Origin of the sequence: Arabiibacter massiliensis (genome assembly GCF_902386925.1) — a bacterium.
GTDB classification, from domain to species: Bacteria; Actinomycetota; Coriobacteriia; order Coriobacteriales; family Eggerthellaceae; genus Arabiibacter; species Arabiibacter massiliensis.
The window spans coordinates 1,297,619-1,316,106 of record NZ_LR698996.1; the positions used below are offsets into that span (position 1 = coordinate 1,297,619).

Sequence of the window (18,488 nt, forward strand, 5' to 3'; positions counted from 1 at the left end):
GAAACGCCCCCTCGACTCGCCGCGCCGCGCCCTCCCGCGCCACGCGCTTCCCGGGGCACATTCTACCCCTCCCGCGGGCACGGGGGAAGGCCGCGCGTCCATCAGGCTCGACCAGGGAAATCATATATCCCATACGATGCGGTTTTGCACGTTCGTCACCCGCGTCCGATGGGCCCCGCGCGCCCGTTCTGGCACAGTGCAAGGCGACGCCCCCGCGACCCGGGGGCGAAGGGGAAACCAAGGAGAGGAGAGGCAATGACGAAATGGGGAATGCTCATCGACCTCAAGCGCTGCGCGGGGTGCGGCGCCTGCATCGTGGCATGCCAGCTGCAGAACAACCAGAGCCCGGGCGTGTCGTGGGGCAAGCTCGACCGCGTGGAATGGGGCGAGGAGCCCGGCGAATGCGGCCGCGCCTACCTCCCGCACGCCTGCATGCACTGCGACGACCCCCAGTGCGTGGCCGTCTGCCCCACCGGCGCGAGCCATAAGCTCGACGACGGCGTGGTGATGGTGGACTACGACGCCTGCATCGCGTGCGGCTCGTGCATCACGGCCTGCCCGTACGGCGCCTGCGCCGTCAACAAGGACGAGGGCAACTACTTCGGCGAGGCCGAGCAGGCGCCCTACGAGGCCTACGGCGTGCAGCGCTCCCACGTGGTGGAGAAGTGCATCTTCTGCCACGAGCGCGTGGCCGAGGGGCTCAAGACCGCGTGCGTGCTCAACTGCCCGGCCAAGGCGCGCTTCTTCGGCGATCTGGACGATCCCGAAAGCGACGTGAGCAAGCGCATCGCCAAGGGCGACGCCGTGCGCATCGACGAGACGTCGTTCTACTACGTGGCCGGAAACGGCATGGACGAGAGCCTGCTGCCCTTCGCCGCGAAGGCCGAGTACGCCGCCGAGTCCTCGAAAGCCGCGCCCGGCATCGACCCGGTGGCCGCCACCGTGGGCGTCGCCGCCGTGGCCGCGGTGGGCGTCGGCGTGGGCGTGGGCGTGAAGAAGTCGCGCGACAAGAAGAAGGCCGAGGCCAAAGCCGCCGACAACGCCAAGAACGACTAACGGGGAGGGGAACCCATCATGACTGATACCAACGCAACGCCGCTCGACGCCGCCATCAGCCGCCGCTCGTTCGTGAAGGGAGGCGCGGCCGTCGCCGCGGGAGCCGCGCTCACCAGCGGATTCGGCTACGACATCGCGCACGCCGAGGGCGCCGTCGACCCCGACGCGCCCATCGAGAAGCGCTACACCTACTGCGACATGTGCAACCAGGTGCCCAAGTGCGGGCTCACCGCCTACGTGCAGGACGGCAAGATCGTCCGCGTGGAGTCGCGCGAGCCGCATCCCACCACGCCTCTGTGTGCGAAGGGCCTGGCCAGCATCCAGGAGCTCTACGACCCGAAGCGCCTGACCACCCCCTTGCGCCGTACGAACCCCAAGGGCACGGGCACGTCCACCTGGGAAGCGATCACCTGGGACGAAGCCTACGACGCCATCGTGGCCGAGTTCAACCGCGTGAAGGAGGAGAGCGGCCCGGACGCCGTCATGTTCTACTGCGGCGACCCGAAGGAGCCGCGCCCGCCCATCCAGCGCGTCGCGACGCTGTTCGGCAGCTCCACCTACGGCCTGGAGAGCTCGCTGTGCTCCACGGCCACGAGCATCACCTCCCAGCTCGTGTTCGGCCGCGGCTCGAACACGAGCGGCGCCAACCCCTCGGAGGCCACGAAGAGCTGCCTCATCTGGAGCCTCAACGCCGCCTGGTCGCAGCCCAACCGCCACGCCATCTTCATGGACCAGAAGGAGAACGGCTGCAAGTACGTCATCGTCGACCCGCGCATCACGCCCACGGTGACCGGCCTCGCCGACATCCACCTGCAGCTGCGCCCCGGCTCCGACGGCGCGCTCGCGCTCGGCTTCATCAACATCCTCATCCGCGACAACCTGATCGACCAGGAGTTCGTGGACGAGTGGACGCACGGCTTCGACGGCCTGAAGGAGCTGGCCGCCCAGTACCCGCCCGAGAAGGTGGAGGAGATCACCTGGGTGCCCGCCGACAAGCTGGAGGCCGCCGCGCACCTCATCGCCGAGAACGCCCCGAGTACGCTGGTCACCAGCTCGGCCGGCCTGGCGCACTCCTCCAACGTGGGCAACTCGCTGCGCGCCGTGTTCATGATCCCGGTTCTGCTGGGCATGATCGAGAAGAAGGGCGGCATCATGTTCCCCTACCAGGGGCTGCCCCTCGACGTGAGCGCCTCCACGGCCGCGTTCCGCGGCGAGAACATCTACACCGAGCAGAAGTTCGCCGAGAAGCGCGTCGACAAGGACGACTTCCCCGCGTGGGTGTCGTTCACGAAGCACTTCCAGACGGCCAAGCTGCCCGAGTACGTGGATGAGGGCAAGATCAAGGCCGCCATCCTCGTGGCCAGCAACGCCATGATCTGGCCCGAGTCCGACCGCTACCAGGAGGCCATCGGCAAGCTGGAGTTCGTGGCCGCCGTGGACTACTACGAGCGCCCCTGGACCCACGACTACGTGGACATCCTGCTGCCCGCGGCCATGTGCCACGAGCGCATGGCGCCCTTCGCGGTGTACGGGCGCAAGATCATCTTCCGCGAGCCGTGCGTGGCGCCGGCGGGCGAGGCGCGCGAGGACTGGAAGATCATGCTCGATCTGGGCTGCAAGCTGGGCTTCGAGGAGGAGTGCTTCGGCGGCGACGTGGAGGCGGCGCTCCAGAACATCCTGGACACGGCCAAGCTCGACGTCACGCTTGACGATCTGCGCGCCAACCCCGAGGGCCTCGAGATCCCCGGGGCCAAGAACGAGCCCGACAAGCACGTCAGCGGCAAGCTGCGCAAGGACGGCGAGGTGGGCTTCAACACGCCGTCGGGCAAGATCGAGTTCGACTCCGAGATCCTCAAGGGCTTCGGCTACGACGGCCTGCCGATCTACGAGGAGCCGGTGCACTCGCCCTACAACGCCACGGGCGAGGACGCGAAGTACCCGCTCGTGCTGAACGCGGGCTCGCGCCTGCCGTTCTACACGCACTCCAAGCTGCGCGAGATCCCCTGGCTCAACCAGTTCATGCCCGACCCGGTGGTGCGCCTGCACCCGGCCGACGCGCGCGAGCGCGGCATCGCCGAGGGCGACGACGTGCGCGTGTTCAACTTCCAGAACGAGATCGTCATGAAAGCCGAGGTCACGAACCTGGTGCATCCCGGCATGGTGGACATCTTCCATGGCTGGCACCAGGCCAACGTGAACCTCTTGTGCACGCGCGACTTCGACCCCGTCACCGGCTTCCCGCCCTTCCGCTGCGGCCTGTGCGACGTGGCCCCGGTCGGGAAGTAGGCCGCCGCGAAGGAGGTGGGTTCCATGGAGTTGCTTATCGCTCTGGTGGCGAGCGCGCTGCTCGCCTATCTGCTGCGCAGGCCGATCAAGCGCTACCCGGTGTCGTTCTACGTGGTGGCGGTGGCGGTGGACGTGCTGTTCCTGTCGCGGATGCTGTTCGGCGTGTCGCGGGAGGTGGCGGCGGCCGCATACCCGTACTTCACGCGCTGTTTGCTGGGGTTCGCGCTGTTCGCCGTGGTCATGTACATCGGCGTGCTGCCGCGCGGGTCGAAGCTGCGCCACGCGCTGATGCCGATCCGCGGGGAGCTGTCCATCATCGCGGCTATCCTGGTCATCGGGCACGTGGTGAACTACCTGGGGCAGTATCTCGCGCAGATCCTGTCGGGGTTCGCCGGAATGCGGCCAGCCATGGTGGCGTCGTTCGTGGTGTCGACGCTGCTCATCATCCTGCTGGCGGCGCTCACGGTGACGTCGTTCAACTCGGTGAAGGCCCGCATGCGGCCCGAGGCGTGGAAGGCGCTGCAGCGGTGGGCCTACGTGTTCTTCGGGCTGACGTACCTGCACCTGCTGCTGGTGCTGGCGCCTACGGTGTCGGCCGCCGGGCAGAAGGCGGCGTTCAGCATCGCCGTGTACACGGTGGTGATGCTGGCCTACGTCGTGCTGCGCGTGGCGGCATACCTGCGGGAAAGGAAGCGCCGCGCCGTCGAGGCGTGACGTCTGAAGAGCGGCGGGTCCTCGCGCTGCGGGGACCCGCCGCCCCGATTGTCGACCCAAACACACGCTTCACGGCTCTGTGGCGTGTGTTTGGGTCGACAATTGCCCTCGGACAGGAAGAAAACTCAAGGCCGCGCGCGTTCTTCGGCGAACAGGAGGTCCATCATCTCCTGGCGGCCGCTCACCTCGAGCTTGGCGTAGATGTGGGACATGTGCGTCTTCACCGTGCTTTCGGCCAGCACGAGCTCCTCCTGGATGAACGGGCACGATCCGGAGGATGTGGCGTGTTTTCACAGGTGGGAAGCGCCCACGTCATCCTGAGCGGAGTCGAAGGATCCCGCGCGGCATCAGCTGCGATGCTCTCAACGCGCGCATTTAAAAGATGATCGGGAAGCTTATGTCAATTTTTTCGGCTGTGGCACGAATTGAGGGGGTTTTCGCCCCTTCGAGCGCTCCTCTCTTGACGTTTCCCCAGGTCGGAAATTTTATCTCACCGCCGCGAGTGCCACAGCCGCAAATTCCTGCCACTTCGCCGGCGGGACGACGTGCGGCGGGGGCAGCTGACGGCGCTCGCGTCCGCTACTTGCCGTCCAACTGGGGGATGGGGGTCTCGTCGCGCTCATCGAGATGGCCGCACGTGACGTAGTGACGCGTCTCGCGGGCCACCATGCCGGAGAGCGCGAGCACCACCACGATGTTAGGCACCGCCATGAGCGCGTTGCCGATGTCGCTGATGGTCCATACGATGTCTCCCACCCCGATGGCGCCGAAGAACGCGACGGCCACGTACACCACCTGGTACGGCCGGATGGCGTAGCGCCCGAACAGGTAGGTGATGCAGCGGTTGCCGTAGTACGACCACCCCAGAATGGTGGTGTAGCTGAACGCCACCATGCCGAGCACCAGGATGGGCGTGCCGAACCAGGGGATCTTCGCGAACGCCTCGCTTGCCAGCTGCGCGCCGGAGTACACGGTGGGGTTCGCCAGGATATCGGCGGCGATATCGGGGTTCGCGAGCATCGTGGACACCAGCACGACGCCCGTGAGCGCGCAGATGACCACGGTGGACCAGAAGGTGCCGGTCATGGCCACGAGCGCCTGCTGCGCCGGGTTGCGCGTGGCCGCCGCCGAGGCCACGATGGGCGCCGAGCCCAGGCCCGACTCGTTGGAGAAGAGGCCGCGCGCGCAGCCGAACTGCAGTGCCATCATGAGGCCGCTTCCCACCGCGCCGCCGAACGCCGCCTTCGCCGTGAACGCGCACTCGAAGATGAGCCCGAGCGCCTCGCCGAGCAAAGGCCCGTTCATCACGAGCACCACGATGCACCCACCCGCGTAGGCAACCGCCATGAACGGCACGAGCTTCTCGCACACCTTCGAGATGGACTGCACGCCGCCGAAGATGACCACGCTCACCAGCACCACGATGGCGATGCCGATCACCCACGGCGCGACGTCGACGTTCGCGGTGATGATGCCCGTCATGGCCGACGCCTGCACGGCCGAGCCGGTGCCGATGGCCGCGATGGCCGCGAAGCCCGCGAACGCGACGGCCCCCGCCTTCGCCCACCTAGGCGTGCGGCCGCCGGGGCTCGGATCGAGCTCGCCGCGGTCGTTGCGGCGGAAGGCCCGCTCCCAGATGTACATCGCGCCGCCCAGCATGAAGCCGTTGTGGTCGCGCACGCGGAACTTCACGGCGGCGTACACCTCGGCGTACTTCGTCGCGATACCCAAAACGCCAGTGATCCACATCCAGAACACCGCGCCCGGCCCGCCCGCCAGGATGGCCGTGGCCACCCCCACGATGGAGCCCGTGCCGATGGTGGCCGCGAGCGCCGTGGCCAGCGCGCCGAAGTGGCTGATGTCGCCCTTGCCCTCGGGGTCGGAGGTGAGCGAGAGCTTGATGGCCTGGGGCAGCTTGCGCTGGATGAACCCCGTCTTGAACGTGAGGAACAGATGCGAGCCCAGCAGAAGCGCGATCATGGCCGGGCCCCACACGAAGGAGTCGATGGTGTCGAGGATCTCAAACATACAGCGGCCTATTGTAGCCGACCGGACGCCGGCCCCGGCGAAACAACGCCGCGCGTCCACAACCCGCCCGCCGCACGGGACCCTTCGACTCCGCGCTGACGCGCTCCGCTCAGGATGACAAAGAGCAGGCGCCTACCGGTGGTAGATGAGGTGGCAGACGTCGTCGCCGCGGGCGATGGTCTTCGGCAAGTCGAGCTCGCAACCGTAGGCCTCGCCGATGCCGCGGTCGCCGCACATGGCCCAGTCGCAGAGGTCGGATATCTCCTCGTCGGTGCAGCCCTGCTTCTGCCACGCCTTCACGAGCGGACAGTAGTGGAACTCCAGCTCGAAGCGGTCGTCCTGCACGTCCTTGACGTCCATCTCGAACACCATCTGCGCCGGCTTGCCGAACAGGCCGCGCTTCAGGCTCTTGAGGCTCTTCGTACCGCCGCCCTTGGCCACGAGCTCCGCCCCCTGGAACAGGCCGCAGCGCTTCACGGCCGTCGGGGCGAACGTCGCGGGGTCGGCACCCGCCTTCGCGGCTTCGTCGGTGAGCAGGTAGAGCCACAGCGCCCGGTGCTCCAGAAGCTCGCGGATGGCCCTGATGAGCGGGTTCTTGATGCGCGGTTCGTTGACCACCTTGCTTTCGGGCATAGCCCCTCCTCGCCTTCGCGTTCCCCTGATACTTCGCCGACGATTATACCCCCTGGCCCGGCCAAGCGGCGACAGCATCCGCAGACACGCTGCCGAGGATCCGGCTGCCCTCGCGCCACGGGATTCCCCTGATTTCGATGGCGCGACGGACGACGCCTGGCTCCTTGCGCGCCCTTCGCCCCGCAAACCGCGCGTTCTGTGGGGAAACGGGCCGCTTTTCGCGCGCAATTGCCGCACGACGGTTGCCACGGGGCAACCGGGCGGCTACAATGCGCCCTATGGATTCTGTTTCAGGGCGAGGTGCAATTCCTCACTGGCGGTAATCCGGCTCGGGCGCACGCGCGCCGGCAAGCCGGGAGTCCGCGACCCTGCAAGCGCCCCCGATAGGATCGGCGCTCGCAGGCTGATTTTGGTGAGATCCCAAAACCAACGGTATAGTCCGGATGGAAGAGGCAGAGATCCGCGAGCGCGCCCGGCGCGCGACCCACGCGGACCCCACGAAGCCTGTATGGAAGGAATTCATACGGGCTCGTTTTCTCTTTAGGCCGGAAAACCTGACCCGCAATCCGCTCGGCCTTGAGAGAAAGGGTTCGCCATGCAGGAAACCGATACGCCGCGCATCGACGAGGAGATCGTCGAGCCGAAGGGCGCCGCCGCGCCCGCCTACGAATTCACCAACACGAACAAATGGGACACCCGTCAGCTGGTGACGATGGCGCTCATGTGCGCCATCGGCGTGTTGCTGTCGTTCATCGAGTTCCCGCTGCTGCCCGGCGTGGCCTGGCTCAAGTACGACGCGTCGGCCATGCCCGCCATGGTGTGCGGCTTCGCATTCGGGCCGGCCGCGGGCCTGGCCGTGGGCGTGGTCGGCGCCATCATCCACGGCATCCTCATGGCCGACTTCTCCGGCGCCATCATGAACATCCTCGTGGTGGCCGGGTTCATCCTGCCGGCGGCGCTGGTGTATCGCCGCTCGCGCACGTTCAAGAGCGGCGCGGTCGGCCTGGTGCTGAGCGTGTTCGCCGCCACCGTCATGGCCATCCTCGGCAACCTCATCATCACGCCGGCATGGCTCGGCGTGCCCATCGACGCGGTCGTGGCCATGATCCTGCCCATCCTCACGCCGTTCAACCTGATCAAGGCCACGCTGAACGCCGTGCTCACGCTCATCGTGTACAAGAGCGTCTCCAACCTCATCACACCCAAGAAGAAGCAGGTCAAGGGCCGCTAAGGGCCGCCCTCTCCGCCCGCGGCGCGCGGCCGCGGGCGGCATCGAAAGGACGAACGCGCACATGATCGAATTCAAGAACGCGGGGTTCACCTACGACGGCGAGGCGTTCGTGCTCGACGGCGTGGACGCGCGCATCGCCCAGGGCGAGTTCGTGTGCATCCTGGGCGGCAACGGCTCGGGCAAGTCGACGCTGGCCAAGCACATCAACGCGCTGCTCGTGCCCGACGAGGGCAGCGTGACCGTGCTCGACCGCGACACGCGCGACGAGCGCGCCGTGTACTTCATCCGCAGCAACGCCGGCATGGTGTTCCAGAACCCCGACGACCAGCTGGTGGCCAGCCTCATCGAGAACGACGTGGCCTTCGGGCCGGAGAACCTGGGCGTGCCCACGTCCGAGCTGCGCGAACGCGTATCGGCGGCACTCGCCGACGTGGGGCTGCAGGGCTTCGAGAAGCGCGAGACCGCGGCGCTCTCCGGCGGGCAGAAGCAGCGCGTGGCCATCGCCGGCGTGCTGGCCATGGAGCCCGCCATCCTCATCCTGGATGAGGCCACGGCCATGCTCGACCCGCGCGGGCGCAAGGGCCTTCTGCGCGTGTGCCGCGAGCTGCACGAGCGCGGTATGACCGTGGTCATGATCACGCACTTCATGGAGGAGGCCGCCCAGGCCGAGCGCGTCATCGTGCTCGAAGGCGGCCGCGTGGCCGCCGACGGAGCGCCCGCCGACATCCTCGTCCAGGCCGAGCTCCTCGAGCGCCTGAGCCTGGACGTGCCCTTCGCCTGCGCGCTGTCGCTCGAGCTTGAGCGCCGCGGGGTGCCGGTGGGCACGCACATCGAAACGACGAGCCTGAAGGAGGAGCTGTGCCGATTGCTTTCGAAGGCGTGAGCTACTCGTACGTCGATCCCGAGCGCCAGGAGAAGCGCAAGCGCCGCGTCAGGCGCCGCCGCGAGGCCGGCGTCATAGCCGACCCGCCCTCGCTCGAGAAGGGCGCGCCCGCCTGGGGCAGCGCGCCGGATGCGGTGTGGGCGCTGCGCGACATCGATTTCGCGCTGGAGGACGGCGAGTTCCTGGGCGTGGCCGGCCACACCGGCAGCGGCAAGAGCACGCTCATCCAGCACATGAACGGCCTTGTGCGCCCCACGCGCGGACGCGTGCTCCTGGACGGCCAGGACCTGGCCGACAAGCGCGTGGCGCAGGCGTGCCGCGGCAAGGTGGGATTGGTGTTCCAGTACCCCGAGCACCAGCTGTTCGCGGCCACCGTGCAGGAGGACGTGGCGTTCGGACCCCGCAACCTGGGGCTTTCCGACGAGGAGGTGGACGCCCGCGTGCGCTCGGCGCTCCGAAGCGTGCGCCTCGACCCCGACGAGGTGGGCCCCAAGAGCCCCTTCGAGCTCTCAGGCGGCCAGCAGCGGCGCGTGGCGTTCGCGGGCGTGCTTGCCATGGAGCCCTCGACGCTCGTGCTCGACGAGCCGGTGGCCGGGCTCGACCCCGTGGCGCGCGAGGAGTTCCTCGACCTCATCGACGAGCTGCACCGAAGCGGGCTCACCGTGGTCATGGTGTCGCACAGCATGGACGACCTCGCGCGCCTGGCCGACCGCGTGCTGGTGCTGAACGAGGGCCGGCAGTTCGCGTTCGGCACGCCGGCCGAGGTGTTCTCGCGCGGCGAGGAGCTGCGCGCCATCGGCCTGGACGCCCCGGCCGCCCAGAAGCTGGCGGCGGAGCTGCGCGCCGAGGGGCTCGACCTGCCCCGCGAGCTCTACGGGCTCGGGTCGCTCGCCGAGGACCTCGCCAAGCTCTACGCCGCCTCGCGCCCCGCCGGGGAGGCCGACCATGCCTGACCTCGCCGTCATCGGGCGCTACTGGCCCGGCACGAGCCCCGTGCACCGCATGGACGCGCGCGTGAAGCTGGTGCTCGCGCTGGCGGTGATGGCCGTGGTGTTCGTCGCCCAGTCGTTCTGGGGGCTCGCGGCGTGCGCCGCGTTCGTCCTCGGGTTCTTCGCCGCGGCGGGCATCCCCTTGGGCTCGGCGTTCAAGTCCATCGCGCCGCTCGCGTTCATCGTGGTCATCACGGCGCTGCTGAACGTGTTCTTCGTGCAGGGCGGATCCGTGCTCTTCGAGTGGTGGATCATCCGCATAAGCGAGGCGGGGCTCTGGCAGGCCGCGTTCATCGCCTGCCGGCTGCTTCTTCTGCTGCTGGGGATGAGCCTGCTCACCCTGACCACGCCCACGCTCGACATCACCGAGGCGTTCGAGCGGCTGCTCGGGCCCCTGCGGCGCATCGGCGTGCCGGCGCACGAGCTGTCCATGATGATGGGCATCGCGCTCAGGTTCCTGCCGCAGTTCACCCTGGAGCTGCAAACGGTGTACCGCGCGCAGATCAGCCGCGGGGCGGCGCTGTCGAAGGGCCGCCTGAGCACGCTCACCTCGCTCGTGGTGCCGCTGTTCACCAGCGCTTTCCGCCATGCGGAGACGCTCTCGTCGGCCATGGACGCGCGCTGCTACCACGGCGGCGTCGGGCGCACGCGCCTGAACCCCCTGAAATGCACGCGGGTGGATGCGGGCGGCGCGGCGACGGTCGCGCTCATGCTGGCCTGCGTGATCGCCGCGAACTTCATCCCCGCGTAAGCGGCCCGCCCGGGCCGAGCGCACCCCCTACCGAAAGGAATCCTCCATGAACGGAACCGAGACCATCGTCGACTACCTCACGAGCGTGCCCGCCTGGTACCTGGCCACCTGCGAGGGCGACCAGCCCCACGTGCGGCCCTTCAGCTTCGCCGCCGTGCAGGACGGGCGCATCTGGTTCTGCACCGCCACCACGAAGGACGTCTACCGCGAGCTCGAGGCCAACCCCCGCTTCGAGCTGACCGCCTGGAAGCCGGGGCACGGCTGGGTGATCATGCGCGGCAAGGCCGATCTGGACGACCGCGCGAACGAAGAGGTGCGCCGCGCCGGCTTCGAGCACCTGGTGGGCCTCGGCGAGAGCTACGACGGACCGCACGACGAGACGCTCACGTTCTTCTCCGTGACCGAGCCCGAGGCGTGGCTCTGCGACATCGACGGCAGCTGGAACCCGGTGGAGCTGTAGGCGGCAGAGCTCTTGCCCGACGGGCGGTTCTGTTCGGCCTTTCAGGAATCGAGGAACAGGTCGGCCACCGTGGTGTCGAGGCCGCCCGCGATGCGCTCGAGCATGTCCACCGTCGGATTGGCCCGACCGCCTTCGATATCGATGAGGTATTTGCGACTTACGCCCACCATCAGCGCAAACGTACCCTGCGAGATTCCGTTGCCGGATCTGAGGCGTGCGATCTTTGCTCCAAGCTGGGTTTTTAGTGAAGTGTTCTCCATGCCCGATAAAGCTAGCCCCGCTTGGAGGAAAAGTCGTAAACTATAGTTTACACCCCGTCAATAAAACAGGGAGTCGCGCGCTGAGGGTTTACCGGAAAAGTCACGGCAACGAGGGAAGGGCAGAGGTCGCAGATGGAAGAGAACGGGTACGAAGAGCTGATGGGCGAGATCAGGCGCGCCGCAGAGCGCATCTTCGATTTCGCGCGCACCGAGGAAGAGGTGTGCCGGCTCGAGAAGGCCATCAACCAGGAGATCATGTACTTGGCGGCCATCGCGCAGTCCGAGCGGGTCAAGCCGGCTGCCGGCTGGGATCCGCTCGGGCGCTAGCGCGCGGACGGGGCGTCAGCCGGCGAAGTCGTAGAGGTCCTTGGTCGCGGCGCGGAAGTCCGCGTACACCTCGGCGGCGATGCCCTCGTCCTCGACGAGCTCGAACGCGGCGGGCTGGCCCTCCTCGTCGAGCTCCGTCACCTCGAGCAGGACGACCTCGCCGGAAGAGCCCGCCGGCTCGTCGTCCGTCACCGGGAAGAAGAACCCGTAGCGGCGCCCGTTGTGCAGGATGACGCCGAGGAACTCGAGGTCCACCTGCTCCCCCGCCTCGTCCTCGAGCACGATGGTGAGGCCCTCCTCAACCGGCGGGCAGAAATTCGGGGCGCTTCCCTCGCGCATTGGCTGGCTCCTTACCTCGTGACGTCTCGCGTGTCCGACCAGGGTACCACAAGCGCCGCGGCAGGACGCCCCTCGCCCCCGCGCTTCACCAAGTCGGCGCGACCTTTGGAGAAGGCGCGGTGAGCACGTTACCGAACGGTGACATGCGCGGGAACGCAGCCGCTACGGGCGCGCGGCCCGTATAATCGGGGGGACACCGAGATCAAGCGAGGACACCATGGGCAAGCAGTACACTCTCATCGACGTCGACCCCGTTTCCAGCGCGCGCGAGAAGGCGGCCGGCACGTTCCAAGCGCCGTCCTACGGCAAGAAGGCCACAGGCGCAGCCCGCAGCGCCGCTACGATCATCGACGAGGCGGGCGCGAAGAAGCCGAACCGCATCGGCGGCGCCGTGCAGACGGCCATCGGCGGCGCGGTCATGGCCGTGGGCGTGCCGATGCTCGTCCTGCCCGGCCCCGGCCTGCTCGCCATCGGCGGCGGCGCGGCCCTGGCGGCCGGCGGCATCAAGAAGCTCTTAGGAAAGTGAATGGCGTAGAAGGGGACAGTCCCCTTCTACGCCATTTTGCGGTCGCGCTTTAGAACGAGAGCGTCTGCGCCGCGTCTGCGTCCTCCACGAAGTAGCCGAACATCGTGGAATAGCTGTACTGTGTCAGACCCTGGAGCTCCTCGTCCGACGCCGCGTAGTACGAGTCCATCTGCACGAGGTCGCCGGTGAGGTAATCGTACTTGCTGTAGCGGATGGCCGAATGGTAGGCCTTCTCGGTCTCGCCCGTCTCGGGGTTCGTCCACTCGCTGGCCAGGTACGTGACATCCTCGTCGGGAATGAGCTCGAACATGGAGTGCAGGCCGCCGGGCACCCATCCGAACGGCTTGAGCTTGATGGCGATCGTGCGGTCGGCGACGCTCCGCTCCACCACCTCGTAACCGCCGAACTCGCTCGTCTCCAGCTTCGTCCCGATCTGCGAGACGTCCACGCTTCGCGGCTCGTTCTGGGCGTTCATCGCCTTGCGGGCTTCTACGGCGTCCGGCTCCTGGCCCGCCTTCGCCGCATCGGTCTTGGTCATCGGCGTGAACGTGACGCTTGTCGCGTCGCTCGCCAAGCCCGAGAGCTCGGCCACGACGGGCGCATCGAGGCTGTGGCCCGCTCCGTCGCCGGCGTTCACGAAGTTCAGCACGTTGCCCTTGTCGTCGGTCATCTTCACCAGCTCGGGCGGCAGCACGTTCTCGGGCGGGTCGTAGGACGACCCCTCCGTCATGGGCTCGCCGGTCCAGGCGTTGTCGTTGCGCACCACCATGACGGTGCCCAGCTCGGAGGCCGTGAAGCGCAGGATGCCCATGGTCTTGTCGCCGTCGCTCGTGGGGAACACGAGGTCCTGCGCGCCCAGCTCGCGCGGCTGCGCCACGGTGCTGAGGTCGAGTCCGACATCGAACGAGAACGGCTCGGTGCCCTCCTCGTAGGGCTTCCAGCTCGCCCAGCCCTCGAGCGCGATCTCAGTCTGGTCGGGCAGCGTCGCCTCTGGGACGATGCGCTGCATCACCTTCACCGTGTCGCCCTCCTGGTAGGCGTCGAGCAGCCTGGCCTGCCCCGTGCCCAGCTGCTCGCCTGCGCTCGTGAGCGTGTAGGTGAAGCGCGGCGCGAGGCGCTGCAGGCGCGACCACTCGTTCTCCTGCGAGCCCTCGTAGTTGGCCAGCTGCGACAGGTCGAAGCCGCCCTCCTTCTCCAGCGTGAAGAACAGGTTCACGATGTTGCGGTCGGACGACACGGTGTCCAGCGTCACGCGCACGCCGTCGACCTCGACGGTCTGGCCCACCTCGGCGTTGAGGCTGCTCACGCCCTCCTGCAGGCTGCCGTAGATGGGCAGGTTCTTGCCGCTGCCGAAGAACGGCACGTCGCCCGGCTGCATCTGCAGAAGCGTGGTCGCGGCGAACGCGGCGCCGGAGAGCAGCACGACGAGCACCGCCGCCGCGGCCACCACGGCTCCGCGGCGCACGACGCGCCCGCTGCGGCGCGTCGGCTGGGCCGCATAGGGTCGCTGCGCCGCCTGGGCCTGGACGCCGGCGCCCTGCGGACGCTCCTGCGGGATCGACCCGAGGGACGCGTACGTCTCATCCAGCCCGGCCTGGACGCGCGGGGGGACTGGCCCCGCGTCGAGCCCCTGGGCCAGGGCCCTGTTCAGCTTCTCCTCCTGCTCGCGCCTCGCGTCGCTCATCGCGCCACCTCCGCTTTCCACCGTCCGTCTTCGTCGTCTTCGCTTTTGTCTCGGCCTTGTTCCGCGCCTTCTCCCAGGTAGGCGGCCTTGAAGCGCTCGCGCGCCCGCACGAGTCGCGTCCGGGTGGCCCCCTCCGAGAGGTTGAGGATGTCCGCGATGCGGCGCGTGGGGAAATCGCTCACGTAGAACAACGAGAGCACCGCCCTATCGTCCGCCGAGAGCCGCGCGATGGCCGCGCGCACGTCCATGACCTCGTCGCGGTCGGCCGTCGGGCCGCGCCCCACGAGCGCCCGCGCCTCGTCGAACGCGCCCGCGTCGCCCGACGCCTCCATGGCCCAGGGCGTCTCGCTCATGCGCGCCCGGCGCACGTCGACGCAGGTCCGAAGCAGGATGCGCATGAGCCACGTGCCCAGGCTGCTGCGCCCGCCGAACCGCGGCATGGCGCGCCACGCCTTCACGGCCGTCTCCTGCAGCGCGTCGGCCGCGTCGTCCACGTTGCCGAGCACCGCCATCGCGGCCCTCCACAAGGGATCCTTGTTGTGCTCGAACAGCGCGGCGAACGCCTCGGCGTCGCCATGCCGTGCCCGGTGTATCAGATCGTCCACGCGGCCTCCTCTTTCAGTCGGATGCCTATTAGACGGGCGGGACGGGCGGAATGTTACGGCGTTCGGGAAAAAAGCCGGAGAAAATTGGGGGACGGGAGGCCTTCGCTCGCAGTAGGGGCCGGGCGCTCCGCTTGATGGCAAATGCGCGCCGTTCGGCCGCGAGCATCCTACAGCGCGCGCATCCTCACGCTCATGTCGAGGGGTTTGGCGGCGAAGGGGGCCGTGGTGGCCAGGCCGTCCACGCCGGTGGCGGCGTACGCCCCCGCGTTGGCGGGGTTGACGCCACCCGCGGCCACGAGCGTTACGCGCGGGTCGATGGCGCGCAGCTCGGCCACGAGCGGGGCCAGCTCCTCGGGCGGCAGCTTGTCCAGCTGGATGCCGTCCACGCCGGCGGCCGCGAGCACCCGGGCGCGGGCGGCGTCGGCCTCCACGAAGAGCTTCTTCTCGATGCAGCGCGCCTTGATGTCCGGCAGCTGCTCCACGAACGCGTCGAAGCCGCCGAAGAACGTGAGGTGGTGGTCGAACACGAGCACCGTCTCCGAGAGCCCGAGCCGGTGCGGGAACGCGCCTCCCGCCATGACGGCCTCGGTGAGCAGGTCTTTCGCGCCCGGCATGCTCTTGCGCGTGGTGAGCACCTCGCAGCGCGGGTTCTCGGCGTGCGCCGCGTCCACCATCGCGCGCGTCTTCGTGGCAACGGCCGACAGGTGGTCGAACACGTTGAGGCACACCTTCCACGCCGCGTGCAGGTCGGCCGCCGCGCCGCGCACGACGAAGAACTCCTCGCCGGCCGCCACATGCTCGCCGTCGCGGCGCGCCTCGCCCACCTCGCAGCCGAGCTTCCCCACGATGCGCGCGGCCACGTTCGCGCCCGCCAGCACGCAATCCTCGCGCGTGAAGTACGCCATCTCGCCCGACTGCCCGTCGATGCCGAGCACCGCGCAGGTCAAGTCCACATACGGCACGTCCTCGGCGATGAACCCGTCGATACGCGCGTCAGGAATCCTCAGCATGGCCTTCCCTTCCTTTAGATTATCGCCATCTAAGGATAGGCCAACGACGCCCCCGCGCCTAGAGGCGAATTCTGTGGCGCTTAGAAACTGTCCGCCCGAGGAGAGGCGTGGACAGAATCGGCCTTCGGGACTGATTTTTTGCGCACCTTGCGGCTGGAAATAGAAGAAACCCCTGGTCGCGAGGATTCGAGCCGGGTGTTTCGGCTTCCAAATCAGTCCTGAAGGCCGTTTTTGTCCATGACCTTCCAGATGAGCGAATTGTCGCCGCAAGCCGTTGCGGCACATCGCAGACCAGCGCGCTAGACGCCTGAGCGGAGGCGAACACAGCGCGCAGAGTCGAAAACCTTCCTTCCCTACAGCTCGGCGATGATGCGCTTCGTTCGCGCCTCGACCTCGGCCTTGGCGCGCTCGACGTCGAGGGTGGGCCACGCGCCGTCGCGATAGACCACCTGGCCGTCGCACATCGTCAGGCACACGTCCGCGCCGTGGCCTGCGTACACGACGTTCACCAGCGGGTTCGTCATGGGCGCCCACGAGGGGCCGGACGTGTCCAACACGCAGAGGTCGGCCCTCGCCCCCACCGCCACATACCCGCAGTCCTCGCGCCCCTGCGAGAGCGCCCCCATGCGCGTGGCGGCGGCAAGCGCCTGCTTCGGCGTGACCTGCGCCGGGTCGCCCGTCGACCCCTTGTACAGAAGCGCCAGCAGGTAGAGGTCCTGCATCAGGTCGTGGTTGTTGTTCGACGCCATGCCGTCGGTGCCCAGGCACACCCTCACGCCGCGCTCGAGCATCTTCGGCACGGGCGCGAAGCCGCTGCCCAGCTTCATGTTGGACGCGGGGTTGGCCGCCACGAACACCCCGCGCTCGGCCAAGATGTCGATGTCGCCGTCGTCCACCCACACGCAGTGCGCGGCCGTCACGGGCACGTCGAACACGCCGAGGCTATCGAAGTAGCGCACCGGCGTGAGGCCGCCGTGGCGCTGCTTGCATTCCTCGTGCTCCAGCTGCGTCTCGCTCACGTGCACCTGAATGCGCAGCCCCTGCTCGCGCGCGAACGCCGCCAGGTCGGCCACGGCGCGCGGGTTGGTGGTGTACTCGGCGTGGATGTTGCAGTCCACCACGATGCGCCCGTCGCCCGCCCCCTGCAAATCGTGCACGAGCTGGCGGTTCTCCGCGTCCACCGGCAGATCGCCCAGCCCCGCCTCGCCGAACGCGATGAGTGTGTCCGACAGGTTCAGCTTCATCCCCGCATCGAGCGCCGCGCGCGCCACCTGGTCCATGTGGTAGTACATGTCCGAGAAGCTCACGCAACCGTAGCGCGCCATCTCGGCGCAGGCCAGAAGCGTGCCCCAGTAGCAGTCCTCGGGCGTGATCTTGGCCTCGAAGGGGAACACCGCGTCGTTGAGCCACGCCTGCAACGGCAGGTTCTCGGCGTAGCCGCGCAGAAGCGTCATGGGCGCGTGCGAGTGCGCGTTGTAGAACGCCGGCATGAGCAGCTTGCCGCGCCCGTCGTACACCTCGCCGAACTCCTCCGCGTCCTCCCCCGCCGGAGCCGCATCTCCCACGTAGGCGATGCGCCCCTCGCGCACGCCCACCCACCAGCTGCGGCGGAAGTCGAGGTTCTCGTCCAGAAGGTCGATGTTCGCGAACAGCATGCTTGCTCCTTTTCATCCGCGCGTGCGGGCGCAGGTCGGATTCGATCCAATGTAGTATAAACGTTATGCTATCATCGCGGTACAACGAGAGGCGCGTCCGCCCGGGCGGCGGACGCTGATGATTGAAAGAAGGCATCATGGCAGAAGAAGAATGCTCTCATGAGTGCGGCAGCTGCGGCGTGTCCGGCTGCGGCGACCGCACCCAGCAGGGGCCCTCGACCATCGAGACGAACAAGCGCTCCGACGTCAAGCACGTCATCGGCGTCGTGTCCGGCAAGGGCGGCGTGGGCAAGTCGCTCGTGACCAGCCTGCTTGCCAGCGAGATGCAGAAGCGCGGCAACAAGGTGGGCATCCTGGACGCCGACGTCACGGGCCCGTCCATCCCCAAGACCTTCGGCATCACGAACCCGCTCACGGCCGACGCCGACGGCATCCTGCCCGGCCAGACGCAGAGCGGCATCAAGGTGATGTCCACCAATCTGATGCTTCCGAAGGACGACGTGCCCGTGGCCTGGCGGGGACCTGTGGTGTCCAACGCCATCCGCCAGTTCTACAGCGAGACGAACTGGGGCGAGATCGACTACCTGTTCGTCGACATGCCTCCGGGAACCTCCGACGTGCTGCTCACCGTGTTCCAGTCGCTGCCGGTGGACGGCATCGTCACCGTGTCGGCGCCGCAGGAGCTGGTGGCCATGATCGTGGGCAAGGCCGTGAACCTGGCGCACAGCATGGACGTGGAGCTTCTGGGCCTGGTGGAGAACATGGCGTACTTCGTGTGCGACGAGTGCGGCAAGAAGCACCATATCTTCGGCGAGCCCCAGGGCGAGGCCGTGGCCGAGCGCTACGGCATCCCCGCCTACGCGACGCTGCCCATCGACCCCGAGTTCGCGCGCCTGTGCGATGCGGGCCGGGTGGAGGACTACGACGTGGCCGGCGCGCTCGACCCCATCGTCGCCCAGATCGAGGCGGCCGGCACGGCCGAGTAGGCGCGCCCGCCGCAACATGCGCTTGAGAAGGCCTCCCAACCGGGGGGCCTTCTTCATGTTCGGGA

20 protein-coding genes and 1 riboswitch are annotated in these 18,488 nt (G+C 68.1%); of the genes, 11 read left to right on the top strand and 9 right to left on the bottom strand.

Going from position 1 to position 18,488, the window contains the following annotated elements:
- Positions 1 to 255: 255 nt before the first annotated feature.
- From FX134_RS05670 to FX134_RS05680, 3 genes are read left to right on the top strand one after another with little or no spacing between them, the layout of a single operon-like run.
- Positions 256 to 1,056, top strand: a complete 801-nt coding sequence (locus FX134_RS05670; RefSeq protein ID WP_080798874.1) for a 4Fe-4S dicluster domain-containing protein — start codon at positions 256 to 258, stop codon at positions 1,054 to 1,056.
- Between the two features lie 18 nt (positions 1,057 to 1,074).
- Positions 1,075 to 3,342: a molybdopterin-containing oxidoreductase family protein gene (locus FX134_RS05675; RefSeq protein ID WP_080798877.1), complete on the top strand. Its 2,268-nt coding sequence runs from the start codon at positions 1,075 to 1,077 to the stop codon at positions 3,340 to 3,342.
- Between the two features lie 24 nt (positions 3,343 to 3,366).
- Complete coding sequence (locus tag FX134_RS05680) at positions 3,367 to 4,056, top strand: ferric reductase-like transmembrane domain-containing protein (protein ID WP_080798880.1); 690 nt, start codon at positions 3,367 to 3,369, stop codon at positions 4,054 to 4,056.
- 125 nt (positions 4,057 to 4,181) lie between these two features.
- On the opposite strand, the gene FX134_RS05685 is transcribed toward FX134_RS05680, so the two are convergent.
- From FX134_RS05685 to FX134_RS05695, 3 genes are all read right to left on the bottom strand, one after another.
- On the bottom strand, positions 4,182 to 4,313 hold the full coding sequence (locus tag FX134_RS05685; RefSeq protein ID WP_143412143.1) for a LuxR C-terminal-related transcriptional regulator: 132 nt from the start codon (positions 4,311 to 4,313) through the stop codon (positions 4,182 to 4,184).
- Positions 4,314 to 4,635: 322 nt separating this feature from the next.
- Complete coding sequence (locus tag FX134_RS05690; RefSeq protein WP_080798883.1) at positions 4,636 to 6,084, bottom strand: alanine/glycine:cation symporter family protein; 1,449 nt, start codon at positions 6,082 to 6,084, stop codon at positions 4,636 to 4,638.
- A gap of 132 nt (positions 6,085 to 6,216) precedes the next feature.
- Positions 6,217 to 6,717, bottom strand: coding sequence for an L-2-amino-thiazoline-4-carboxylic acid hydrolase (locus tag FX134_RS05695; RefSeq protein ID WP_080798886.1), 501 nt, complete (start codon positions 6,715 to 6,717; stop codon positions 6,217 to 6,219).
- A 282-nt stretch (positions 6,718 to 6,999) separates the two neighbouring features.
- Positions 7,000 to 7,176: riboswitch (FMN riboswitch) on the top strand.
- Positions 7,177 to 7,312: 136 nt separating this feature from the next.
- On the opposite strand from FX134_RS05695, the gene FX134_RS05700 reads away from it, so the two are divergent.
- The 5 genes from FX134_RS05700 (at position 7,313) to FX134_RS05720 (ending at position 11,031) form a co-directional block, all read left to right on the top strand.
- Positions 7,313 to 7,948, top strand: a complete 636-nt coding sequence (locus tag FX134_RS05700; protein WP_232050854.1) for an ECF transporter S component — start codon at positions 7,313 to 7,315, stop codon at positions 7,946 to 7,948.
- Positions 7,949 to 8,009: 61 nt separating this feature from the next.
- A complete protein-coding gene (locus tag FX134_RS05705; protein WP_080798889.1) occupies positions 8,010 to 8,831 on the top strand; it encodes an energy-coupling factor transporter ATPase in 822 nt (273 codons plus the stop codon).
- Positions 8,807 to 9,784: an energy-coupling factor transporter ATPase gene (locus FX134_RS05710; RefSeq protein WP_080798892.1), complete on the top strand. Its 978-nt coding sequence runs from the start codon at positions 8,807 to 8,809 to the stop codon at positions 9,782 to 9,784. The genes FX134_RS05705 and FX134_RS05710 overlap by 25 nt, the downstream gene beginning before the upstream one ends.
- A complete protein-coding gene (locus FX134_RS05715) occupies positions 9,777 to 10,571 on the top strand; it encodes an energy-coupling factor transporter transmembrane component T family protein (RefSeq protein ID WP_080798895.1) in 795 nt (264 codons plus the stop codon). Before FX134_RS05710 ends, FX134_RS05715 begins: the two co-directional genes overlap by 8 nt.
- 46 nt (positions 10,572 to 10,617) lie before the next feature.
- Positions 10,618 to 11,031, top strand: coding sequence for a pyridoxamine 5'-phosphate oxidase family protein (locus FX134_RS05720; protein WP_080798897.1), 414 nt, complete (start codon positions 10,618 to 10,620; stop codon positions 11,029 to 11,031).
- Positions 11,032 to 11,072: 41 nt separating this feature from the next.
- Here the strand turns inward: FX134_RS05720 and FX134_RS05725 are convergent, their stop codons facing one another.
- Positions 11,073 to 11,291 carry a helix-turn-helix domain-containing protein gene (locus FX134_RS05725; protein ID WP_080798900.1) on the bottom strand — a complete coding sequence of 73 codons (219 nt, stop codon included), beginning with the start codon at positions 11,289 to 11,291 and terminating at the stop codon, positions 11,073 to 11,075.
- Positions 11,292 to 11,423: 132 nt separating this feature from the next.
- Between FX134_RS05725 and FX134_RS05730 the strand changes: the two genes are divergently transcribed.
- Complete coding sequence (locus FX134_RS05730) at positions 11,424 to 11,618, top strand: hypothetical protein (RefSeq protein ID WP_080798904.1); 195 nt, start codon at positions 11,424 to 11,426, stop codon at positions 11,616 to 11,618.
- A 15-nt stretch (positions 11,619 to 11,633) separates the two neighbouring features.
- Here the strand turns inward: FX134_RS05730 and FX134_RS05735 are convergent, their stop codons facing one another.
- Complete coding sequence (locus FX134_RS05735; protein ID WP_080798907.1) at positions 11,634 to 11,957, bottom strand: DUF1292 domain-containing protein; 324 nt, start codon at positions 11,955 to 11,957, stop codon at positions 11,634 to 11,636.
- A gap of 217 nt (positions 11,958 to 12,174) precedes the next feature.
- On the opposite strand from FX134_RS05735, the gene FX134_RS05740 reads away from it, so the two are divergent.
- On the top strand, positions 12,175 to 12,483 hold the full coding sequence (locus FX134_RS05740) for a hypothetical protein (RefSeq protein ID WP_080798910.1): 309 nt from the start codon (positions 12,175 to 12,177) through the stop codon (positions 12,481 to 12,483).
- A 49-nt stretch (positions 12,484 to 12,532) separates the two neighbouring features.
- Here FX134_RS05740 and FX134_RS05745 read toward each other — a convergent pair whose 3' ends face one another.
- The 4 genes from FX134_RS05745 to FX134_RS05760 form a co-directional block, all read right to left on the bottom strand.
- Positions 12,533 to 14,167, bottom strand: a complete 1,635-nt coding sequence (locus FX134_RS05745; protein ID WP_080798914.1) for a DUF4179 domain-containing protein — start codon at positions 14,165 to 14,167, stop codon at positions 12,533 to 12,535.
- A complete protein-coding gene (locus tag FX134_RS05750; RefSeq protein WP_080798916.1) occupies positions 14,164 to 14,772 on the bottom strand; it encodes an RNA polymerase sigma factor in 609 nt (202 codons plus the stop codon). Before FX134_RS05750 ends, FX134_RS05745 begins: the two co-directional genes overlap by 4 nt.
- A gap of 167 nt (positions 14,773 to 14,939) precedes the next feature.
- Complete coding sequence (modD, locus tag FX134_RS05755) at positions 14,940 to 15,782, bottom strand: ModD protein (RefSeq protein WP_080798918.1); 843 nt, start codon at positions 15,780 to 15,782, stop codon at positions 14,940 to 14,942.
- A 353-nt stretch (positions 15,783 to 16,135) separates the two neighbouring features.
- Positions 16,136 to 17,437: an amidohydrolase family protein gene (locus FX134_RS05760; protein ID WP_080798921.1), complete on the bottom strand. Its 1,302-nt coding sequence runs from the start codon at positions 17,435 to 17,437 to the stop codon at positions 16,136 to 16,138.
- Between the two features lie 137 nt (positions 17,438 to 17,574).
- Between FX134_RS05760 and FX134_RS05765 the strand changes: the two genes are divergently transcribed.
- Positions 17,575 to 18,423, top strand: coding sequence for an Mrp/NBP35 family ATP-binding protein (locus FX134_RS05765; protein WP_080798923.1), 849 nt, complete (start codon positions 17,575 to 17,577; stop codon positions 18,421 to 18,423).
- Positions 18,424 to 18,488 lie beyond the last annotated feature (65 nt).